Origin of the sequence: Kitasatospora sp. NPDC127060 (genome assembly GCF_042724935.1) — a bacterium.
Lineage (GTDB): Bacteria > Actinomycetota > Actinomycetes > Streptomycetales > Streptomycetaceae > Kitasatospora.
Map to the genome: position 1 here is coordinate 73,103 of NZ_JBHXEG010000005.1, position 15,900 is coordinate 89,002.

Genomic DNA, 15,900 nt, shown 5'->3' on the forward strand with positions numbered 1-15,900 from the left:
TCGCCGAGGTGCTGGAGGGGTTCAGGGATGATGAGCAACGAGCTCGCCAAGGCCGTGTGGCGAAAGAGCAGCTACAGCGGCGACAACGGCGGCAGCTGCATCGAGGTGGCCCCGGATTCCCCGGCCTCGTCCCCGTGCGTGACTCCAAGGACCCGCACGGCCCGGTGCTCGTCTTCCCGGCCTCGGCCTGGACGTCCTTCCTCTCGTCCGTCCAGGCCGGTGACTTTCCGGAGTAGCTATTTCCGGGAGTTGAGGCGACGGGTCGGCTCTGCCGTCGTCGGGTCCTCGGGCCAGGGGTGGCGCGGGTAGCGACCTCTCAACTCGGCACGCACGGCTCGGTAGCCGTCGCGCCAGAAGCTCTCCAGGTCGCCGGTGACGGCGGCGGGGCGGCCTGCGGGCGACAGTAGGTGGATGGTGAGCGGGACGCGGCCGCCGGCCAGCGCGGGGGCCGCCGTCCAGCCGAAGAGTTCCTGCAACTTCACCGCCAGCACCGGGCGTTCACTCGCGTAGTCGACTCGTATCTTCGAGCCGGACGGCACGGTGATGCGTTCGGGGGCGAGTTCGTCCAGTCTGCCCGCCTCGCCGGTGGCCCACGGCAGCAGGCGTTGCAGCGCCGACGTGGTGTCGATCCTCGCCAGGTCGGCGCGGCGGCGGGCGCGGGACAACTCGGGCTCCAGCCACTCCTCGGCGCGCTCCAGCAACGCTTCGTCGCTGACGTCGGGCCAAGGCTCGCCGATCGCGCCGTGGAGGAACGCGAGCCGTTCGCGCAGGCCCGAGGGGAACGTCAGCAACGTACTGACGCCTTCGCGGGCGAGGCCCTCCAGCAGCGCGCCCCGGACCAGTGCCGGGTCGGGGCGGTTGAGGGGCTTCTCGGCGAGTTCGATGGCGCCGAGGGACTCCACCCGGCGGGCGGTGACCTCGTCGCGGCGGGTGTCCCAGTGGACTTCCTCGCGGGCGGCGAGAAGGGGTGCTCCCGCGAGCCGGGCGGTGGACTCATCCAGCGCGGCAGCGGCAAGGATCCGCGCCGAGTGCGACCCCGCCGGGCGGTCGGCGACCGCGACGGCGAGCCAGGGCAGGGCGCCGAGCCGGGTGTCCGGCGTCAGTTCGGCGGCCGTGCCGGAGGACATCAGGTACGGGCTGCGCTCCCCTGGGGCGGGCCGCTCCACCCTCGCCCGGGCGATGCGTTCGGGGAAGGCGAGGGCGACGACCAGCCCGGCGGCGGTGGCGTCGGACAGCTGGGCGGCGGGTTCGTCGGAGGTGCCGCGCCGCAACCGGCGGACTTCGTCGCGCCAGCGCCCCGCGTACGGGTCCCGGGAGTCCTTCACCGTCCGCCAGACCGCACCGAGGTCGTCCCCGAGGGCGCGCGGCGGCTCTTCGGAGAGCAGCGCGACGACCTCGGCCGCTCGCCGCGCCCCGACCGCCGCCGCGCCGTCGACCAGGGCCCGGCCCAGTCGGGGGTGCAGCCCGGTGCGGGCGAGCCGGACCCCGCGCTGCGTCGCCCGGCCGTCCGCATCCACCGCACCCAGCGCCTGGAGCGTCTGCCGGGCGGCGGCCATCGCCCCCGAGGGCGGGGCGTCGGGCAGGGCGAGCCCGGTGGCGTCCGGATCGCCCCAGCAGGCGGCCTGGAGGGCGAACGAGGTCAGGTCGGCGAGCGCGATCTCGGGCGTCGGGAACCGGGCCGCGCGCGCGTCCTCGGCCTCGTGCCAGCAGCGGTACACCGTGCCGGGGGCCTCGCGCCCGGCACGCCCCGCGCGCTGCCGGGCGGCGGCGAGCGAGGCCCGTACGGTGACCAGCCCGGCCAGGCCCCGGGCGTGGTCGGTGCGCGGCTCGCGGGCGAGCCCGGCGTCGACCACGATCCGCACGCCGGGCACGGTGAGGGAGGACTCGGCGACGGCGCTGGAGAGGACCACCCGCCGCGCCGTGGACGGCGTGAGGGCGGCGTCCTGCACCGTCTGCGGAGCGCGCCCGTGCAGTTGCAGCACCTCGGCGCCGACTCCCGCCAACTGCCCCGCCACGCGGGAGATCTCGCCGACGCCGGGCAGGAAGCAGAGCACGTCCCCGTCCCGCTCGCCCAGCGCCCGCCGGATGACGGAAGCGACGTGGTCGAGCAGCGCCGGGTCGACCCGCGTCCCGTGCGCGGGCCGGACGGCGCGCGGCGGCGGCGCCCAGACCACGTCCACCGGGTGGGACGTCCCGTGCGCCTCCACCACCGGTGTGCCGCCGAGGAGTCCGGCCCAGGCCGCGGTGTCGGAGGTGGCCGAGGCGCAGACCAGCCGCAGTTCCGGCCGCAGCGCCGCCCGGACGTCCAGCAGGAAGGCGAGGGCGGTGTCGGCGTCCAGGTGCCGTTCGTGGCACTCGTCCAGGACGACCACGTCGACGCCGGGCAACTCCTGGTCGCGCTGGAGCCGTTGCAGCAGCACCCCGGTGGTGACCACCTCGACGACGGTCTGCGGCCCGACGTGACGCTCCCCGCGAACGGTGTACCCGACCTCGCGGCCCACCGACGAGCCGAGCAGCCAGGCCATCCGCCGGGCGGCGGCCCGGACGGCGAGCCGCCGGGGCTCGGCGACCAGCACCCGCCGTACCGGCCGGCCGTCAGCGAGCAGCCCGGCGAGCGCGAGCGGCACCAGCGTCGTCTTGCCGGTCCCGGGCGGGGCGGCCAGGACGGCCGTGCCGACCCCGTCCAGGGCATCGTGCAGCGCGGGCAGGGCGGTGCGGACGGGCAGTTCGCGCCACGACGGGTGCAAGGCGTCAGCCCCGCTCGGCGACGAAGATCGCGGTGCCGGGGATCAGCCGCCCGCGCAGCGGGGACCAGCCGCCCCACTCCTGCTCCAGCCCGGCCGGCCACTCGGGCTCGACCAGGTCGACCAGCCGGAAGCCGGCGGCGACGAGTTCGCGGACCCGGTCGCCCACGGTGCGGTGGTGCTCGACGTAGGTGGCGTGGCCGTTCTCGTCCTGCTCGACGTACGGGGTGCGGTCGAAGTACGAGGACATCGCGGTGAGGCCCTCGACGCCGGGCTCGTCGGGGAAGGCCCAGCGGATCGGGTGGGTGACCGAGAACACCCAGCGCCCGCCCGGCCGCAGCACCCGGTGCACCTCGCGCATCAGCCGCTCGGTGTCGGCGCTGAACGGGACGGCGCCGTAGGCGGAGCAGGCGAGGTCGAAGGAGCCGTCGGCGAAGGGCAGGACGGCGGCGTCGGCCTGGACCACCGCGACGGGTTCGACGCCCCGGCCGAGGTCGATCCGGCGGGAGTGCTGGAGCTGGCGGTAGGAGATGTCCAGGGCGACCGGGCGGGCGCCCTGGGCGGCGAGCCAGCGGGAGCACTGGGCGGCGCCGGCGCCGATCTCCAGCACGTCCTTGCCCGCGACCTCGCCGAGGAGGTGGGCGTCGGCCTCGTCCAGGCCCTCGGGGCACCAGGTGAAGCGGTCGTCGCCGAGGAACTCGCCGTGCTCGTCCTGGTACTCGTCCGCGTTGCGGTCCCACCAGTGCCGGCTGGCCCGGCTGCTCTCCCCGACGCCGGCCTCGCGCCGTACCGCGTCGTCGCCGTCCTCCTCGGACTCCTCGGACTCCTCGACCTCCTCGAACTCACCGGTCCCTGCCGGGGAGGTGTCAAGATCGTGAAGGGAGGACTGGGGGGTGGTGGCCACGGTGACAATGCCCATCGCGTAGGGTATGGAACTGCGGAAGCGCCGCTGCCGCGAACCGACTCGTTCAGGGTCGGGTCCTGGCGGTGGCATCCGGGGAGAAGGGCCCCTGCGAGCGCCACCGCGAGGTGCGCAATCGGAGGATATGGCCTGATCCGTACCGGGCTCCACCGTCTTGCCTCTTCTGGCGTTGACCGTGCCTGGCCGTCCCCGTATGCTACAAGTTGCGCTGCGGGCCTGCGCGCCTCGGACGGAGCAGGTCGCGCTCGCATCTGTCGAAGACCCCACGGTCGCAAGACGGACGCCGGATTCCTCGTTTTCGACGGGATCCCGGTGCGCCGTGTTCTTGGCTGTCCGGCTTTCGGTGGGAGCGATACGGGCCCTCCGCGTGGCATTACCTACGACTTCATGTCCGTACCGGAGCCCTTTTCCTAATGACGAGCCCCACCGACTCCTCCCTCAGCACCACCCCGCAGGTCGCGGTCAACGACATCGGCGACGCGGAGGCCTTCCTCGCCGCCATCGACGAGACCATCAAGTACTTCAACGATGGCGACATCGTCGAGGGCGTCATCGTGAAGGTCGACCGTGACGAGGTCCTCCTCGACATCGGTTACAAGACCGAGGGCGTCATCCCGTCCCGCGAGCTCTCGATCAAGCACGACGTTGACCCGCACGAGGTCGTCGCCGTCGGTGACAACATCGAGGCCCTGGTTCTCCAGAAGGAGGACAAGGAGGGTCGTCTCATCCTGTCCAAGAAGCGCGCTCAGTACGAGCGTGCCTGGGGCACGATCGAGAAGATCAAGGAAGAGGACGGCATCGTCACCGGTACCGTCATCGAGGTCGTCAAGGGTGGTCTCATCCTCGACATCGGCCTCCGTGGCTTCCTGCCGGCCTCGCTCGTCGAGATGCGCCGCGTCCGCGACCTCCAGCCCTACGTGGGCAAGGAGCTCGAGGCCAAGATCATCGAGCTGGACAAGAACCGCAACAACGTGGTCCTGTCCCGCCGTGCCTGGCTGGAGCAGACCCAGAGCGAGGTCCGCCAGACCTTCCTCACCACCCTCCAGAAGGGCCAGGTGCGCTCCGGCGTCGTCTCCTCGATCGTCAACTTCGGTGCCTTCGTGGACCTGGGTGGCGTCGACGGCCTCGTGCACGTCTCCGAGCTGTCCTGGAAGCACATCGACCACCCGTCCGAGGTCGTCGAGGTCGGCCAGGAGGTCACCGTCGAGGTTCTCGACGTTGACATGGACCGCGAGCGCGTCTCCCTGTCGCTGAAGGCGACCCAGGAGGACCCGTGGCAGCAGTTCGCCCGTACCCACCAGATCGGCCAGGTCGTTCCGGGTAAGGTCACCAAGCTGGTTCCGTTCGGTGCGTTCGTCCGCGTGGACGAGGGCATCGAGGGTCTGGTCCACATCTCCGAGCTGGCCGAGCGCCACGTCGAGATCCCGGAGCAGGTCGTCCAGGTCGGCGACGAGATCTTCGTCAAGGTCATCGACATCGACCTCGAGCGTCGCCGCATCAGCCTGTCGCTGAAGCAGGCCAACGAGGCCCTGGGTGCCAACCCGGCCGAGGTCGAGTTCGACCCGACCCTGTACGGCATGGCCGCCTCGTACGACGACCAGGGCAACTACATCTACCCGGAGGGCTTCGACCCCGAGGCGAACGACTGGCTGCCCGGCTTCGAGAAGCAGCGTGAGGAGTGGGAGCGCCAGTACGCCGAGGCGCAGTCCCGCTTCGAGCAGCACCAGGCCCAGGTCATCAAGAGCCGCGAGGCCGACGCCGAGGCCGCTGCCGAGGGTGGCGACGCCGTCGCCGCCGCTGCCGGTGGCTCCTACTCGTCCAGCAGCGACGAGGGCTCGGGCGCCCTGGCCTCCGACGAGGCCCTGGCCGCCCTGCGCGAGAAGCTGGCCGGCGGCCAGAGCTGAGGCTCTCGCCCCCCGCTAGCTGACAGCTAGGGAACGGGCCCCACCCGGATTCGTCCGGGTGGGGCCCGTTTCGTGTTGTCCGTTTCGTGTTTTCCAACCCCGCCGACGGGCCTTCGTTTTCCGGTTTGACTTATGTGTGTTTTATGTGAAGGAAAGTGTGAGATGGGGCTCATCGCCCTGCTATAGGCCGGAGTTCGGGTTGCACCTACATTGAGTTGAACTGCCCGAAAGGCTCCTCATGGTCAACCCCACCTCCGCCGTCCCCACCGCTGTGGTCGGCGGCCGGCTCGCCGCCGTCGGCCGGTTCTGCTTCCGCCACCGGCGCTGGGTGCTCGGCTTCTGGGCCGTCGTCCTGGTGGTCGGGGTGCTGATCGGCGGGCGGGTCTTCGAGGGCTCGGTGGCCGGGGCCTCCTCCGCCTCCGCCGAGGCGGACCGGGGCAGCGCCGTGGTCACCGCGGCCGATCCGGTCAAGGGCACCGTGACGGCGGTGGTGGACGGCAGGCCGGTGGACGACCCGGCGGTGCGCGCCGCCGTGCAGAAGGCCACCGCCGAGATCACCGCCCTGCCCGGGGTGGCCGGCGCGCAGGACGGCTACGGCGCCGGGCCCGGCCCGGCCGCGCTGCGGGCCGCCGACGGGACGGCCGGCCTGATCAGCGTACGGATGGCCGACACCGCGACCTCCGCCCAGACCGACGGGGTCGTCCACCGCCTCGCCGCGCTGAACGGTGCGGGCGGGGCGCAGGTGACCGTCGGCGGGGACCTCGTCCTCCAGCAGGAGGTCAAGAAGCAGACCGAGCAGGACACCCGCTTCGGCGAGATGGTGACCCTGCCGCTCACCCTGGTCGTCATGGTGCTGGTCTTCGGCGGGCTCGCCGCGGCCTCCCTGCCGGTGATCGGCGCCGTCGCCTCGGTGGGCGGGGCCCTGCTGGCCATGTTCGGTTTCAGCCGGATCATGGACATCGACACCAGCGTGCTGCCGATCGCCACCGTGCTGGGGCTGGGCCTCTCGATCGACTACGCGCTGCTGATGGTGAATCGTTTCCGTGAGGAACGGGGCCACGGCGCGGACATCGCCGCCGCCGTCGAGCGCACCGCCGCGACCGCCGGGCGCACCGTCGCCTTCTCCGGACTGACCGTGGCCGTCGCGCTCGCGGGCCTGTTCGTCTTCACCAGCCCGGTGCTGGGCGCCGTCGCCGCGGCCGGGGTGAGCGTGGTGGTGATCGCGGTCGCTGCCGCCCTCACCCTGATCCCCGCGCTGCTCGGCTTCGCCGGCGGCCGGATCCGGACACCGACCGAGCCCGTCCCGGACGAGGGCTTCTTCAGCCGGACCGTCCGCCGGGTCCGCAAGCGGGCGGTGCTGGTCACGCTCGCCTGCGTGGGGCTGCTGCTGGCGGCCGGCGCCCCCTTCCTGCACGCCGAGATGCGCAGCTCCGGCGCCGCCGTGCTGCCCGCCTCCTCGGCCGGGCGGCAGGTCGCCGAGACGATCGACCAGCGGTTCCCGCAGATCGCGGCCGCGCCGATCACGGTGGTGGTCGAGGGCGGTGCGCCGGTGGCGCAGGCGTACGCGGACGAGGTGGTCGCCAAGCTGCCTGGCGTGAGCGGGGTGCGGGCGGTCACGCCGGTCGGCGACAAGGTGTCGACGGTGGACGTGCTGGTGCACGGGGACCCGCAGGGCGCCACGGCCAAGCAGGTGGTGGACGAACTGCGGGCCGACCGCGGCGGACTGAAGACCTACGTCACCGGCGGCGCGGCCTCGGTGGTGGACTTCCAGGACGAGCTGATGTCCCGCGGGCCGTGGGCGCTGGGCCTGGTCGCGGCCGGGACGCTGGTGCTGCTGTTCCTGATGACCGGCTCGGTGGTGATGCCGGTCAAGGCGCTGCTGATGAACCTGCTCTCGCTGGGCGCCTCGCTCGGCGCGCTGACCCTGGTGTTCCAGGACGGCTGGCTGAGCGGGCTGCTCGGCTTCAGCTCGACCGGCGGGCTGGAGACCTTCATCCCGGTGCTGGTCTTCGCCTTCGCCTTCGGGCTGTCGATGGACTACGAGGTGTTCCTGCTCTCCCGGATCAAGGAACTGACCGAGCGAGGGCACGGCTGCGTCCGGGCGGTGGAGCTGGGTGTCCAGCGCAGCGGTCGGATCATCACCTCGGCGGCGCTGCTGATGGTGATCGTCTTCGCGGGCTTCGCGCTCGGGGACATGCTCATGGTCAAGCAGATGGGCATCGCGCTGGCCGTGGCCGTCGCGGTGGACGCCACCCTGGTGCGCTGCCTGCTGGTGCCCGCCGCGATGAGCCTGTTCGGCGAGTTCAACTGGTGGGCGCCGGCCCCGCTGCGGCGGCTGCACCGGCGGTTCGGGCTGAGCGAGCACGTCGACCTGCCGGAGCTCGGGAGGCCGGCCGTCCCGGCGCCGCGGCCGGAGCCGGTCGGGTCGGTTCGGGCGCGGTAGCGGCGGGTCGGTCCGGGCGCCGGGGCGGCGGGTCAGCTCAGGCGCTGCAGCAGTTCGACGCTCGCGCGCAGCTGCTCCCGTTCGGCGGTGCTGAGGCGGGACTCGATGGCGGTCGCGATGTGGTGCTCGCGGCGGGCGCGCTGATCCAGCAGGGCGAGCCGGCCGGCCTCGGTGGCGGCGATCAGCTGCTTGCGGCCGTCGGTGGGGTGCGGCTGCTGGGCGACCAGGCCGGCCTCGGACATCAGGGCGACGGTGCGGGCCATCGACTGGTGGCGCACGCGTCGGCGGTCGGCGAGTTCGGCGACGGTGTAGGAGCGTTCGTCGCGGACCAGCAGGCCGAGCACGGCGGCCTGGTTGGGCGGCAGGTCGTCGCTGTCGCGCAGTGTGCGGACCAGGCTGCCGAGGGCGGCGCGCAGGTCGGCGGCGAGGTCCAAGGTGTCCCGGTGCGGGGCGTCGCTGGTCATGGGAGAAGTCTATCCGGAAGATGTGCAGCAAAACTGTACAGCCATGCTGTATGGTTTCCCGCATGCGAATCACCAAGTTCGGACACGCCTGCGTACGCGTCGAGCACGACGGCACCACACTCGTCATCGACCCCGGCGCCTTCACCGACCCCGCCGCCCTGGCCGGGGCGGACGCCGTCCTGATCACCCACGAGCACATGGACCACTTCGAGCCGTCCCGGCTGCGCGCCGCCCTGGACGCCGACCCGGCGCTGCGGGTGTGGACCAACGGCGACGTCGCCGGCCAGCTGGAGGGCCTCGGGCAGCGGATCACCGCGGTCGGCGAGGGCGACGCCTTCGAGATCGGCGGGGTCGGGGTGAGCGTGCACGGCGAGTGGCACGCGGAGATCCACCGGGACATCCCGCTCGTGAAGAACATCGGCTTCCTGCTGGACGGCCGGCTGTTCCACCCCGGCGACGCCTTCACCGTGCCGCCGCACGCCGTCGACACCCTGCTGGTGCCGCTCGCCGCGCCCTGGAGCAAAGCCGGTGAAGTGGTCGACTACGTCCGGGAGGCGGGCTCGCGGGTGGCGGTGCCGGTGCACGAGGCCACGCTCAGCCCGATCGGGCAGATGATCGCCACCCGGCTGCTGGGGCCGGACGGACCGGGTAGCCCTGCCGAGCTGACCGTACTGGGCGAGGGCGAGAGCCTGGACCTGGCCTGACGCCCGCGGTGGTGCGCCGGTAGCCTGACGCCATGCTGAAGATCGGACTCACGGGCGGTATCGGCGCGGGCAAGAGCGAGGTGTCCCGGCTGTTCGCCGCGCGCGGCGCGGTGATCGTGGACTCCGACCTGATCGCCCGCGAGGTGGTCGCCCCGGGGACGGACGGCCTGGCCGCCGTGGTCGCCGAGTTCGGCCCGCAGGTGCTGCGGGCGGACGGCGCGCTGGACCGCCCGGCCCTCGGGGCGATCGTGTTCGCCGACCCGGAGAAGCTCCGGGCGCTGAACGCGATCGTCCACCCGCTGGTGCGGTCCCGCTCCGCCGAACTGGAGGCGTCGGCCGCGCCGGACGCGGTGGTGGTGCACGACGTGCCGCTGCTCGCCGAGAACGGGCTGGCGCCGCTGTTCGACCTGGTCGTGGTCGTCGACGTGGACGACGAGGTGCGGCTGGACCGGCTGGTCCGGCTGCGCGGGATGGCCGTGGAGGAGGCCCGGGCCCGGATGGCCGCCCAGGCCGCGCGGGCGGACCGGCTGGCGATCGCCGATCTGGTGATCGACAACGGCGGGTCGCTGGAGGCGCTGGTGGCGCGGGTCGACGAGGTGTGGGCGGAGCTGGTGGAGCGGGCGGCTTCGTAGGCTCGGACCATGTGACCGATCCGGTGGTCGGGAGGGGACTCGGAGGCCCGTCCGCGGGGAAGGGAGCATGGAGTGATGAATGATCGTTTCTCCGCTGAACCGCTGGCCGTCGAACGCTTGGAGCGCTACACCCGCGCCGAACAGGAGCAGATCCTCGGCCCCGGCGAGGACCCGTACGGCGTCGCCTACACCGGGCTGACCTTCCGCTCCAAGGACGTGCACTTCGGCATCCGGGCCGCCGACGGCCGGCTCGTCGCCCACACCGGGCTGCTCCCGATACCGCTCACCGTCGGCGGCACCGACCTGGCGGCTGTGGGCGTCGGCGGCGTCTGCGTCGCCGCCGACCGGCGCGGCGAGGGCCTGGCGCACGCCGTGGTCGAAACCGCCCTGGACCACGGGCGCGCGCTCGGCCTCCGGTACGCGCTGCTGTTCTGCCGCCCGCCGCTGGCCGCGTTCTACCGGGGGCTGGGCTTCCGGGAGGTCGCCGAGGAGGTGACGGTCGAACAGCCGGAGGGGCGGCTCGCGGTCATGCCGCTGCGCACCATGTGGCGGCCGCTGGCGGAGGGCGCCGGGTGGCCGGAGGGGCCGGTACGGCTGCGGTCGCTGCCGATGTGACGGGTGGGCGACCGCTCCCCGGCGGGGTCGTCGCTCAGGCGGGCGTCGGCTCGCCCTCGGCCGCGTGGGCGACGGCGGCCGCGGCCAGGGCCCGGATCATCGGGTGGGCCCGGGTGCCGTCGCCGGACAGCTCGGGCTGGAACAGCGAGGCGAGGAAGAACGGGTGGTCCGGCAGCTCCAGGACGCGGACCTGACCGGACTCGTCCGCCCCGGTGAAGCGCAGTCCGTGGGCGCGCAGCCGGTCCAGGTAGTCGGCGTTGAGGCCGTAGTTGCAGTGGTAGCGCTCCAGGGTGCGGGTGGTGCCGAGGGCCCGCTCGGCCAGGGAGCCGGGGGTGACCACGACCGTGCCCTCGTGGCCGACCAGGGAGCAGGACAGCGGCACGATCACCTGCTGGTCGCGGTCCGGGTCCTCCTCGCCGTGGACGGCGTCGGTGATGCCGCAGACGTCGCGGGCGTACTCCAGCACCGCGTGCTGGAACCCGGCGCAGGTGCCGAGGAAGGGGATGCCCCGCTCGCGGGCGGTCCGGATCGCGGCCAGGGCGCCCGCCTCGCTGCGGTACGGGCTGCCGGGCAGCAGCCAGACGGCGTCGAAGCCGTCCAGCGCGCCGGGCGCTCCGGCGTCCTCGGTGGGGATCCAGTAGGCGTCCAGGACGAGCCGGTCGCGTTCGGCGAGGGAGTCGAGCAGGCCGGGGATGCGGGCGTGCGAGCGGACGGCGGGGGAGCGGTCGCCGACCAGGGCGATCCGCGGGGTCAGGTAGGTCATGCGGCTATCCTGGCCCCGCACCCGAGATCAGCGCCAACGATGATTTCTTACTTATCGATCAGATCGGTTGATGACCGCCGTGGATCCGCAGCAGTTGCGCACCTTCGTCACCGTCGCCCGGCTCGCTTCTTTCTCCGAGGCGGCCCGGGACCTCGGCTACACCCAGTCCGCGGTCTCCCAGCAGATCGCCGCACTGGAGGCGGACCTCGGCACCGCGCTGCTGGTCCGCCGCCCGGTCGGGCCGACGGTGGCCGGGCGGCGGCTGCTGGAGCACGCCGCACCGCTGCTGGTCCGACTGGAGGCGGCGCGCGCCGACGTCGCGCGCCTGGCCGACGCCCCGAGCGCCCGACTGGTGCTCGGCGCCACCCCGCTGGCGGTCGGGGCGACCCTGGGGCGCGCACTCGGCGAAGTGCGCCGGGTGTATCCGCAGGTCGAACCGGTCGTCCGGGTACTCGCCCAGGACGTGCTGCCCGCTCGGGTCGCCACCGGCGAGGTCGACCTCGCCCTGATCGACGGCCTCGCCGCGCCCAGCGACCCGCTGCCGCTGCCCGAGGTCGGCCCGCTGACCACCGTCGCCGTCGACGAACGGCCCGTCGCCGTCGCCCTGCCCGTCGGGCACCCGCTGGCCGGCCGCACCGGCATCGCCCTCGCCGACCTCTCGGCCGCGCGCTGGCTCGACGCCCCCGACCTCACCCCGACCGCCGCCCGGCTGCGCGCCGCCGCCGGCACCGACGGCTTCCGGGCCGCCACCCGCTACCGGGGCACCGACCTGCACGGGCTGCTCGCCCTGGTCGCCACCGGGCACGGGCTCACCCTGCTGCCCGAACCGGCGGTGGTCCGGGCCCCCGGCATCGCCCACGCGCCGATCGCCGCACCGCGGTTGGTGCACCGCACGGAGCTGGTGCACGGCAGCCTGCCGGAGGGGCCGGCGGCGCTGCTGGCTCGGCTGCTGGTGGAGTAGGGGCCTTCGCCGGTCGCCCGTCGCTGGTTGCCGGTCGCCGCCCGTCGGCCGTCGGCCGTCGTGTCGTGCCGGTGTGGAGGCGTGGACACCACTCGTTCACGTCCCGGGCCTGACGGTGGTCGAGCGAACGGTGCTGTCATGGGCACAGTCGCCCGGCGATCGGCCGGGCCGGCCCAGGAGAGCGCCACCATGATGCTCCGTCAGCGTCTCACCGTCGTCGCCGCGGCGGCCACCCTCGCCGTCGCCGGCCTCGCCGCCGGCACCGCGCAGGCCGCCGTTCCGGGGAACCACGAACCGCTCAAGTCCCTTACTTTCGCGGCGAGTTGTTCGCAGGCAAACCTGCCCCTGCCCGACCCGTCCTGCACCCCCGGCGCGTACAACCCGGCGGTCACCCAGGCCACCATCGGGCAGACCATCTGCGTCTCCGGCTGGACCGCCACCGTGCGCCCGCCGACCAGCTACACCAACGCCCTGAAGGCCCAGCAGATCGCCCAGTACGGCTACTCGGACACCAACCCCTCGGACTACGAGGAGGACCACTTCGTCCCGCTGGAGCTCGGCGGCGCGCCGCGCGACCCGCGCAACCTGTGGCCCGAGCCGCGCTACGGCAACGAGCCGGCGCAGAGCAAGGACTCGGTCGAGACCAGACTGAAGAACGCGGTGTGCGGCCACAAGGTGACCCTGGACGCCGCCCGCAGCGCGATCGCGAGCGACTGGACCACGGCGCTCAGCCGCCTGGGGCTGTGAGCGGTTGAAGTGGTGCCGCCAGGTCCGTCCGGTCCCCTGTGCCGGACGGGCCTGGCGGCCGTCTGTGGGTGCGTCAGCTGTGACCGGTGCGTCAGCTGTGGCGTGATGCGTCCGCAGCGGCTCGTGCGTCGGCTGCGGTTCGTGCGTCAGCCGGCCCGGGTGCGCCGGCCGCAGCGGGTGCGTCAGCCGCAGCCCGGGAAGGCCTCGCAGAGCGGGGCCGTCATGCCGGTGGCGACGTACTTGTCCTCGGGCGCCTTCCAGGCGTCCTTGGGCTGGGCGCCGCCCTTGGTGGTCGCCCAGACGGACAGTTCGCTGACCGTCCCGGCGCTCAGCACGACGTACTCGTGCAGGGTGGCGGTGGAGCCGTCGGGCTGCGGGGCCGTCACGGTGGCGGCGAAGTACGGTGCGTCGCCCGCGCTGGTCACCTTCACCGTGGCGCCCGGCGCGGTCTTGGCGCAGTTCGTCACGGCGTCGACCAGGCCCCGCTTGATCGCGCCGGCGGTCTGGGCGTTGCCGCTGCTGTGGGTCGGGTCTCCCCAGAAGTCCACGGTCTGCTGGGCCGTCCAGCGGTCCCCGCCGAAGCCGACCGCGGCCTTGGCCCGCGCAGCGCCGTCGGTGTACATGTACTCCTCGCCCTTGGGGGGCGCGGCGTGGCACAGCTCCATGCCCTTGAAGTCGACCGACCCGGTGACCGGTTTGGCGTTGGCGGCCAGCGGGGCGAAGTGGTAGGCCTCGTCCATCGGGATGCTCTTGGTGTCCATCCAGGCCTTGGCCGGGACGCCCTTGTCCTTGTCGGCGCCGCCGGTGGGCTTGCCGGTGCCGGTGCCGGCGTTGGTGCCGCCCGCGGTGGGTGCCGCGGTGGCGGGCGACGACGGGGCGGCGCTCTTGCCGCCGTCCTGGCCGCTGTTGTCCGGGCCGCAGGCGCTCAGGGCGCCCGCGCAGAGCAGGGCGGCGGCGGTGGCGGTGGCCAGGCGGGTGCTGTTGCGCAACTGACGATCCCTCGGGTGTCCGGTGTCATGGGTCTGGGCCGGGGCGGGGGCCGGTGGCGCGTCGGCCGCCCGTCCTCGCCGACCGGTCGACCCGTGGCCGCGGGCACTCGGCATGGCTGTTCCTCCCCCGTTGGTGCAGCCGCCAGGCCCCCTGGCTCCACAGCTCACCGCAGGGTCTGAGGCACGGTCAGAGCGGTTGCTGCGTCGACGGCGGACGAAACCTATGACACGGCGGCGCCCGGAGCAAAGCGGGATTTCTCCCGGGCGCCGGGGGCGTGCGGCAGTTGCAGCGAGCTGGTGGTGAACATGTGTGCGAGTGCCGAGGAAGCCATGCGCGACGGGAGAGCCGGATCCGGCGGACGGGCCGGTGCCCGGAACCCACCGTGCGCAGTGGATCTCCTTGCCGCGCGGGCGGTTCGGCGGTGGATCGTGCCCGTTCGGGGCGGTGCCGGCCGGGTGTGAACGGGCGGCCGACACCAAGGCTTTCCCCCGGCGGCGGACAGATGTGATCCCACCCACGGTCCGGTTCCGGACGGTCCGCGCGGGGGGTGCGGTTCGGGTACGGCCGGGCGCCGGCGCGGATCCGGGGGCGGGACCGGGGCCGGAACCGAGGACCGGGAGCGGAACCGAGGGCGGATCCGTACCGAATCCGGACCGGACCGGGACGGGCCCGTGACGGTTACGCGTGGGTGCCCGGGACGCCCAGCTGGGCGGCGAGCCAGGGGAGGGCCTGGGCGAAGGTCGCCGAGCCGGTCTGCCAGGTGTGCTTGCCGGAGCCGACCACGTTGGTGGTGCGGATGCCGTCCTTCTTGGCGGCGGCCTCCAGGGCCTTGGCGGACTCGATCTGGCCGTGCTCCTCGTCGCCCTGGCCGAAGTAGCCGGAGACGCCCTGGTACTTGGCGTGGTGGGCGAGCACGGTCAGCGGGTCGTGGGCGGCCCAGGCGGCCGCGTCGCCGCCGTACAGCTCCTGGATGGTGTGCTCCTTGTCGCCGATGTACGGGCCCTTGTCACCCGAGAAGTCACCGAAGTGGGCGAAACGGCCGGGGTGTTCGACGACCATGTCGAAGGCGCAGGTGCCGCCCATCGACCAGCCGGCCATGCCCCACTTGTGCGGGTCGGTGGCGGCGTTGAAGGTCTTCTCGACGTACGGCGGGACGTCCTTGAGCAGGTGGCTCTCGGAGTTGCCGTGCGGGCCGTCCACGCACTCGGTGTCCACCCGGAAGCCGCCGGTGGCGTCCACGAAGACCAGGATCGGGGCGAAGCCGTTGTGCTTCGCGGCGAACTCGTCGGCGGTCTTCACCGCGTTGCCGGAGCGGATCCAGTTGTCCGGCGCCGCGAACTCGCCGCCGATCATCTCCAGCACCGGAAGCTTCGGCCGGTTCTGACTGCGGAACCAGGCGGGCGGCAGGTAGACCAGCTCCTGGCGGTGGGCGAAGCCGCTCGCGGTGTCCGGGATGTCGACCTGGACGATGCGGCCGGTCTTGGTCTTGCCGTGGATCGACGACACCTCGGACACGGTGATCTGGTCCGGCAGCGGCTGACCGCTCAGCTCGCCGATCGCGTCGTCCACCGTCGGGTAGTAGCCGGTCGCGATGTTCACGCTGTTCGCGGCGCAGAACAGCGCCAGCAGTACGGTCGGCGCGACCAGCGCCCGCCGCCACCACCGCGCGCCCCGCCAGCCGAAGCCGAGCACGGCGAACGAGGCGATCGCCACCCCGCTCCACAGCCACACCCCGAACGGGATCGGATCGGTGATCCCGGCCAGGGTGAGCACGGCGACGGCGACGACCGCGGTGATCGCCAGCGCGGTGCCCAGCGCGATCGGTCCCCACTTGCGCTGCCAGCTCCGGTCCCGCCAGCCCACCGCGGTCAGGAACAGGGCGAGTGCGGCGGCCTGGACCGTCCAGGGGAACCAGCCGTCGAGCAGGGAGACGTTCATGCGCGGAGGCTAGGTCCGGCGGATGAGAAGGGGCTTAAAGGCTGGTCGTTCGCTGAGGGTGGCCTGGGAGACG

The 15,900-nt window shown here is 73.2% G+C and carries 13 protein-coding genes and 1 pseudogene; 8 read left to right on the forward strand and 6 right to left on the reverse strand.

The window, feature by feature from the left end; all coding sequences use genetic code 11:
• The first annotated feature begins 30 nt into the window (after nt 1-30).
• A pseudogene (locus tag ACFWIS_RS05035) lies at nt 31-236 on the forward strand (DUF397 domain-containing protein).
• Here the strand turns inward: ACFWIS_RS05035 and hrpB are convergent.
• Complete coding sequence (gene hrpB, locus ACFWIS_RS05040; RefSeq protein ID WP_380451813.1) at nt 237-2,747, reverse strand: ATP-dependent helicase HrpB; 2,511 nt, start codon at nt 2,745-2,747, stop codon at nt 237-239.
• A 4-nt stretch (nt 2,748-2,751) separates the two neighbouring features.
• Entirely contained in the window at nt 2,752-3,663 is a 912-nt protein-coding gene (locus tag ACFWIS_RS05045; protein ID WP_380451811.1) for a class I SAM-dependent methyltransferase, read from the reverse strand.
• Between the two features lie 416 nt (nt 3,664-4,079).
• On the opposite strand from ACFWIS_RS05045, the gene rpsA reads away from it, so the two are divergent.
• The gene (gene rpsA / locus ACFWIS_RS05050; protein WP_153460312.1) at nt 4,080-5,570 is read left to right on the forward strand and encodes a 30S ribosomal protein S1; all 1,491 of its coding nucleotides are present in this window, start codon (nt 4,080-4,082) and stop codon (nt 5,568-5,570) included.
• 238 nt (nt 5,571-5,808) lie between these two features.
• Entirely contained in the window at nt 5,809-8,013 is a 2,205-nt protein-coding gene (locus tag ACFWIS_RS05055) for an MMPL family transporter (RefSeq protein WP_380451809.1), read from the forward strand.
• A gap of 32 nt (nt 8,014-8,045) precedes the next feature.
• Here ACFWIS_RS05055 and ACFWIS_RS05060 read toward each other — a convergent pair whose 3' ends face one another.
• Nucleotides 8,046-8,477, reverse strand: coding sequence for a MarR family winged helix-turn-helix transcriptional regulator (locus tag ACFWIS_RS05060; RefSeq protein WP_380451807.1), 432 nt, complete (start codon nt 8,475-8,477; stop codon nt 8,046-8,048).
• Nucleotides 8,478-8,539: 62 nt separating this feature from the next.
• Here ACFWIS_RS05060 and ACFWIS_RS05065 point away from each other — a divergent pair, with 62 nt between their 5' ends.
• From ACFWIS_RS05065 to ACFWIS_RS05075, 3 genes are all read left to right on the forward strand, one after another.
• A complete protein-coding gene (locus tag ACFWIS_RS05065; protein WP_380451805.1) occupies nt 8,540-9,181 on the forward strand; it encodes an MBL fold metallo-hydrolase in 642 nt (213 codons plus the stop codon).
• A gap of 32 nt (nt 9,182-9,213) precedes the next feature.
• On the forward strand, nt 9,214-9,813 hold the full coding sequence (gene coaE, locus ACFWIS_RS05070) for a dephospho-CoA kinase (protein WP_380451803.1): 600 nt from the start codon (nt 9,214-9,216) through the stop codon (nt 9,811-9,813).
• 75 nt (nt 9,814-9,888) lie between these two features.
• On the forward strand, nt 9,889-10,428 hold the full coding sequence (locus tag ACFWIS_RS05075) for a GNAT family N-acetyltransferase (protein WP_380451801.1): 540 nt from the start codon (nt 9,889-9,891) through the stop codon (nt 10,426-10,428).
• A gap of 34 nt (nt 10,429-10,462) precedes the next feature.
• Here ACFWIS_RS05075 and ACFWIS_RS05080 read toward each other — a convergent pair whose 3' ends face one another.
• Nucleotides 10,463-11,191: a hypothetical protein gene (locus tag ACFWIS_RS05080; protein WP_380451799.1), complete on the reverse strand. Its 729-nt coding sequence runs from the start codon at nt 11,189-11,191 to the stop codon at nt 10,463-10,465.
• A 70-nt stretch (nt 11,192-11,261) separates the two neighbouring features.
• Between ACFWIS_RS05080 and ACFWIS_RS05085 the strand changes: the two genes are divergently transcribed.
• The gene (locus tag ACFWIS_RS05085; protein WP_380451797.1) at nt 11,262-12,152 is read left to right on the forward strand and encodes a LysR family transcriptional regulator; all 891 of its coding nucleotides are present in this window, start codon (nt 11,262-11,264) and stop codon (nt 12,150-12,152) included.
• 138 nt (nt 12,153-12,290) lie between these two features.
• Nucleotides 12,291-12,899 (forward strand): hypothetical protein, encoded by a 609-nt coding sequence (locus tag ACFWIS_RS05090; RefSeq protein ID WP_380451796.1) that lies wholly within the window; start codon nt 12,291-12,293, stop codon nt 12,897-12,899.
• A 182-nt stretch (nt 12,900-13,081) separates the two neighbouring features.
• On the opposite strand, the gene ACFWIS_RS05095 is transcribed toward ACFWIS_RS05090, so the two are convergent.
• Both ACFWIS_RS05095 and ACFWIS_RS05100 read right to left on the reverse strand, forming a co-directional pair.
• Entirely contained in the window at nt 13,082-13,888 is an 807-nt protein-coding gene (locus tag ACFWIS_RS05095) for a hypothetical protein (protein WP_380451794.1), read from the reverse strand.
• A 679-nt stretch (nt 13,889-14,567) separates the two neighbouring features.
• On the reverse strand, nt 14,568-15,827 hold the full coding sequence (locus ACFWIS_RS05100) for an alpha/beta hydrolase (RefSeq protein ID WP_380451792.1): 1,260 nt from the start codon (nt 15,825-15,827) through the stop codon (nt 14,568-14,570).
• Nucleotides 15,828-15,900 lie beyond the last annotated feature (73 nt).

Excerpts from the sequence above, each read along its gene's own strand:
- coaE (WP_380451803.1), top strand. The coding sequence starts at position 9,214 with ATGCTGAAGATCGGACTCACGGGCGGTATCGGCGCGGGCAAGAGCGAG.
- ACFWIS_RS05065 (WP_380451805.1), top strand. The coding sequence starts at position 8,540 with ATGCGAATCACCAAGTTCGGACACGCCTGCGTACGCGTCGAGCACGAC.
- ACFWIS_RS05055 (WP_380451809.1), top strand. The coding sequence starts at position 5,809 with ATGGTCAACCCCACCTCCGCCGTCCCCACCGCTGTGGTCGGCGGCCGG.
- rpsA (WP_153460312.1), top strand. The coding sequence starts at position 4,080 with ATGACGAGCCCCACCGACTCCTCCCTCAGCACCACCCCGCAGGTCGCG.
- ACFWIS_RS05045 (WP_380451811.1), bottom strand. The coding sequence starts at position 3,663 with ATGGGCATTGTCACCGTGGCCACCACCCCCCAGTCCTCCCTTCACGAT.
- ACFWIS_RS05080 (WP_380451799.1), bottom strand. The coding sequence starts at position 11,191 with ATGACCTACCTGACCCCGCGGATCGCCCTGGTCGGCGACCGCTCCCCC.
- ACFWIS_RS05100 (WP_380451792.1), bottom strand. The coding sequence starts at position 15,827 with ATGAACGTCTCCCTGCTCGACGGCTGGTTCCCCTGGACGGTCCAGGCC.
- ACFWIS_RS05060 (WP_380451807.1), bottom strand. The coding sequence starts at position 8,477 with ATGACCAGCGACGCCCCGCACCGGGACACCTTGGACCTCGCCGCCGAC.
- ACFWIS_RS05090 (WP_380451796.1), top strand. The coding sequence starts at position 12,291 with ATGGGCACAGTCGCCCGGCGATCGGCCGGGCCGGCCCAGGAGAGCGCC.
- ACFWIS_RS05075 (WP_380451801.1), top strand. The coding sequence starts at position 9,889 with ATGAATGATCGTTTCTCCGCTGAACCGCTGGCCGTCGAACGCTTGGAG.
- ACFWIS_RS05085 (WP_380451797.1), top strand. The coding sequence starts at position 11,262 with ATGACCGCCGTGGATCCGCAGCAGTTGCGCACCTTCGTCACCGTCGCC.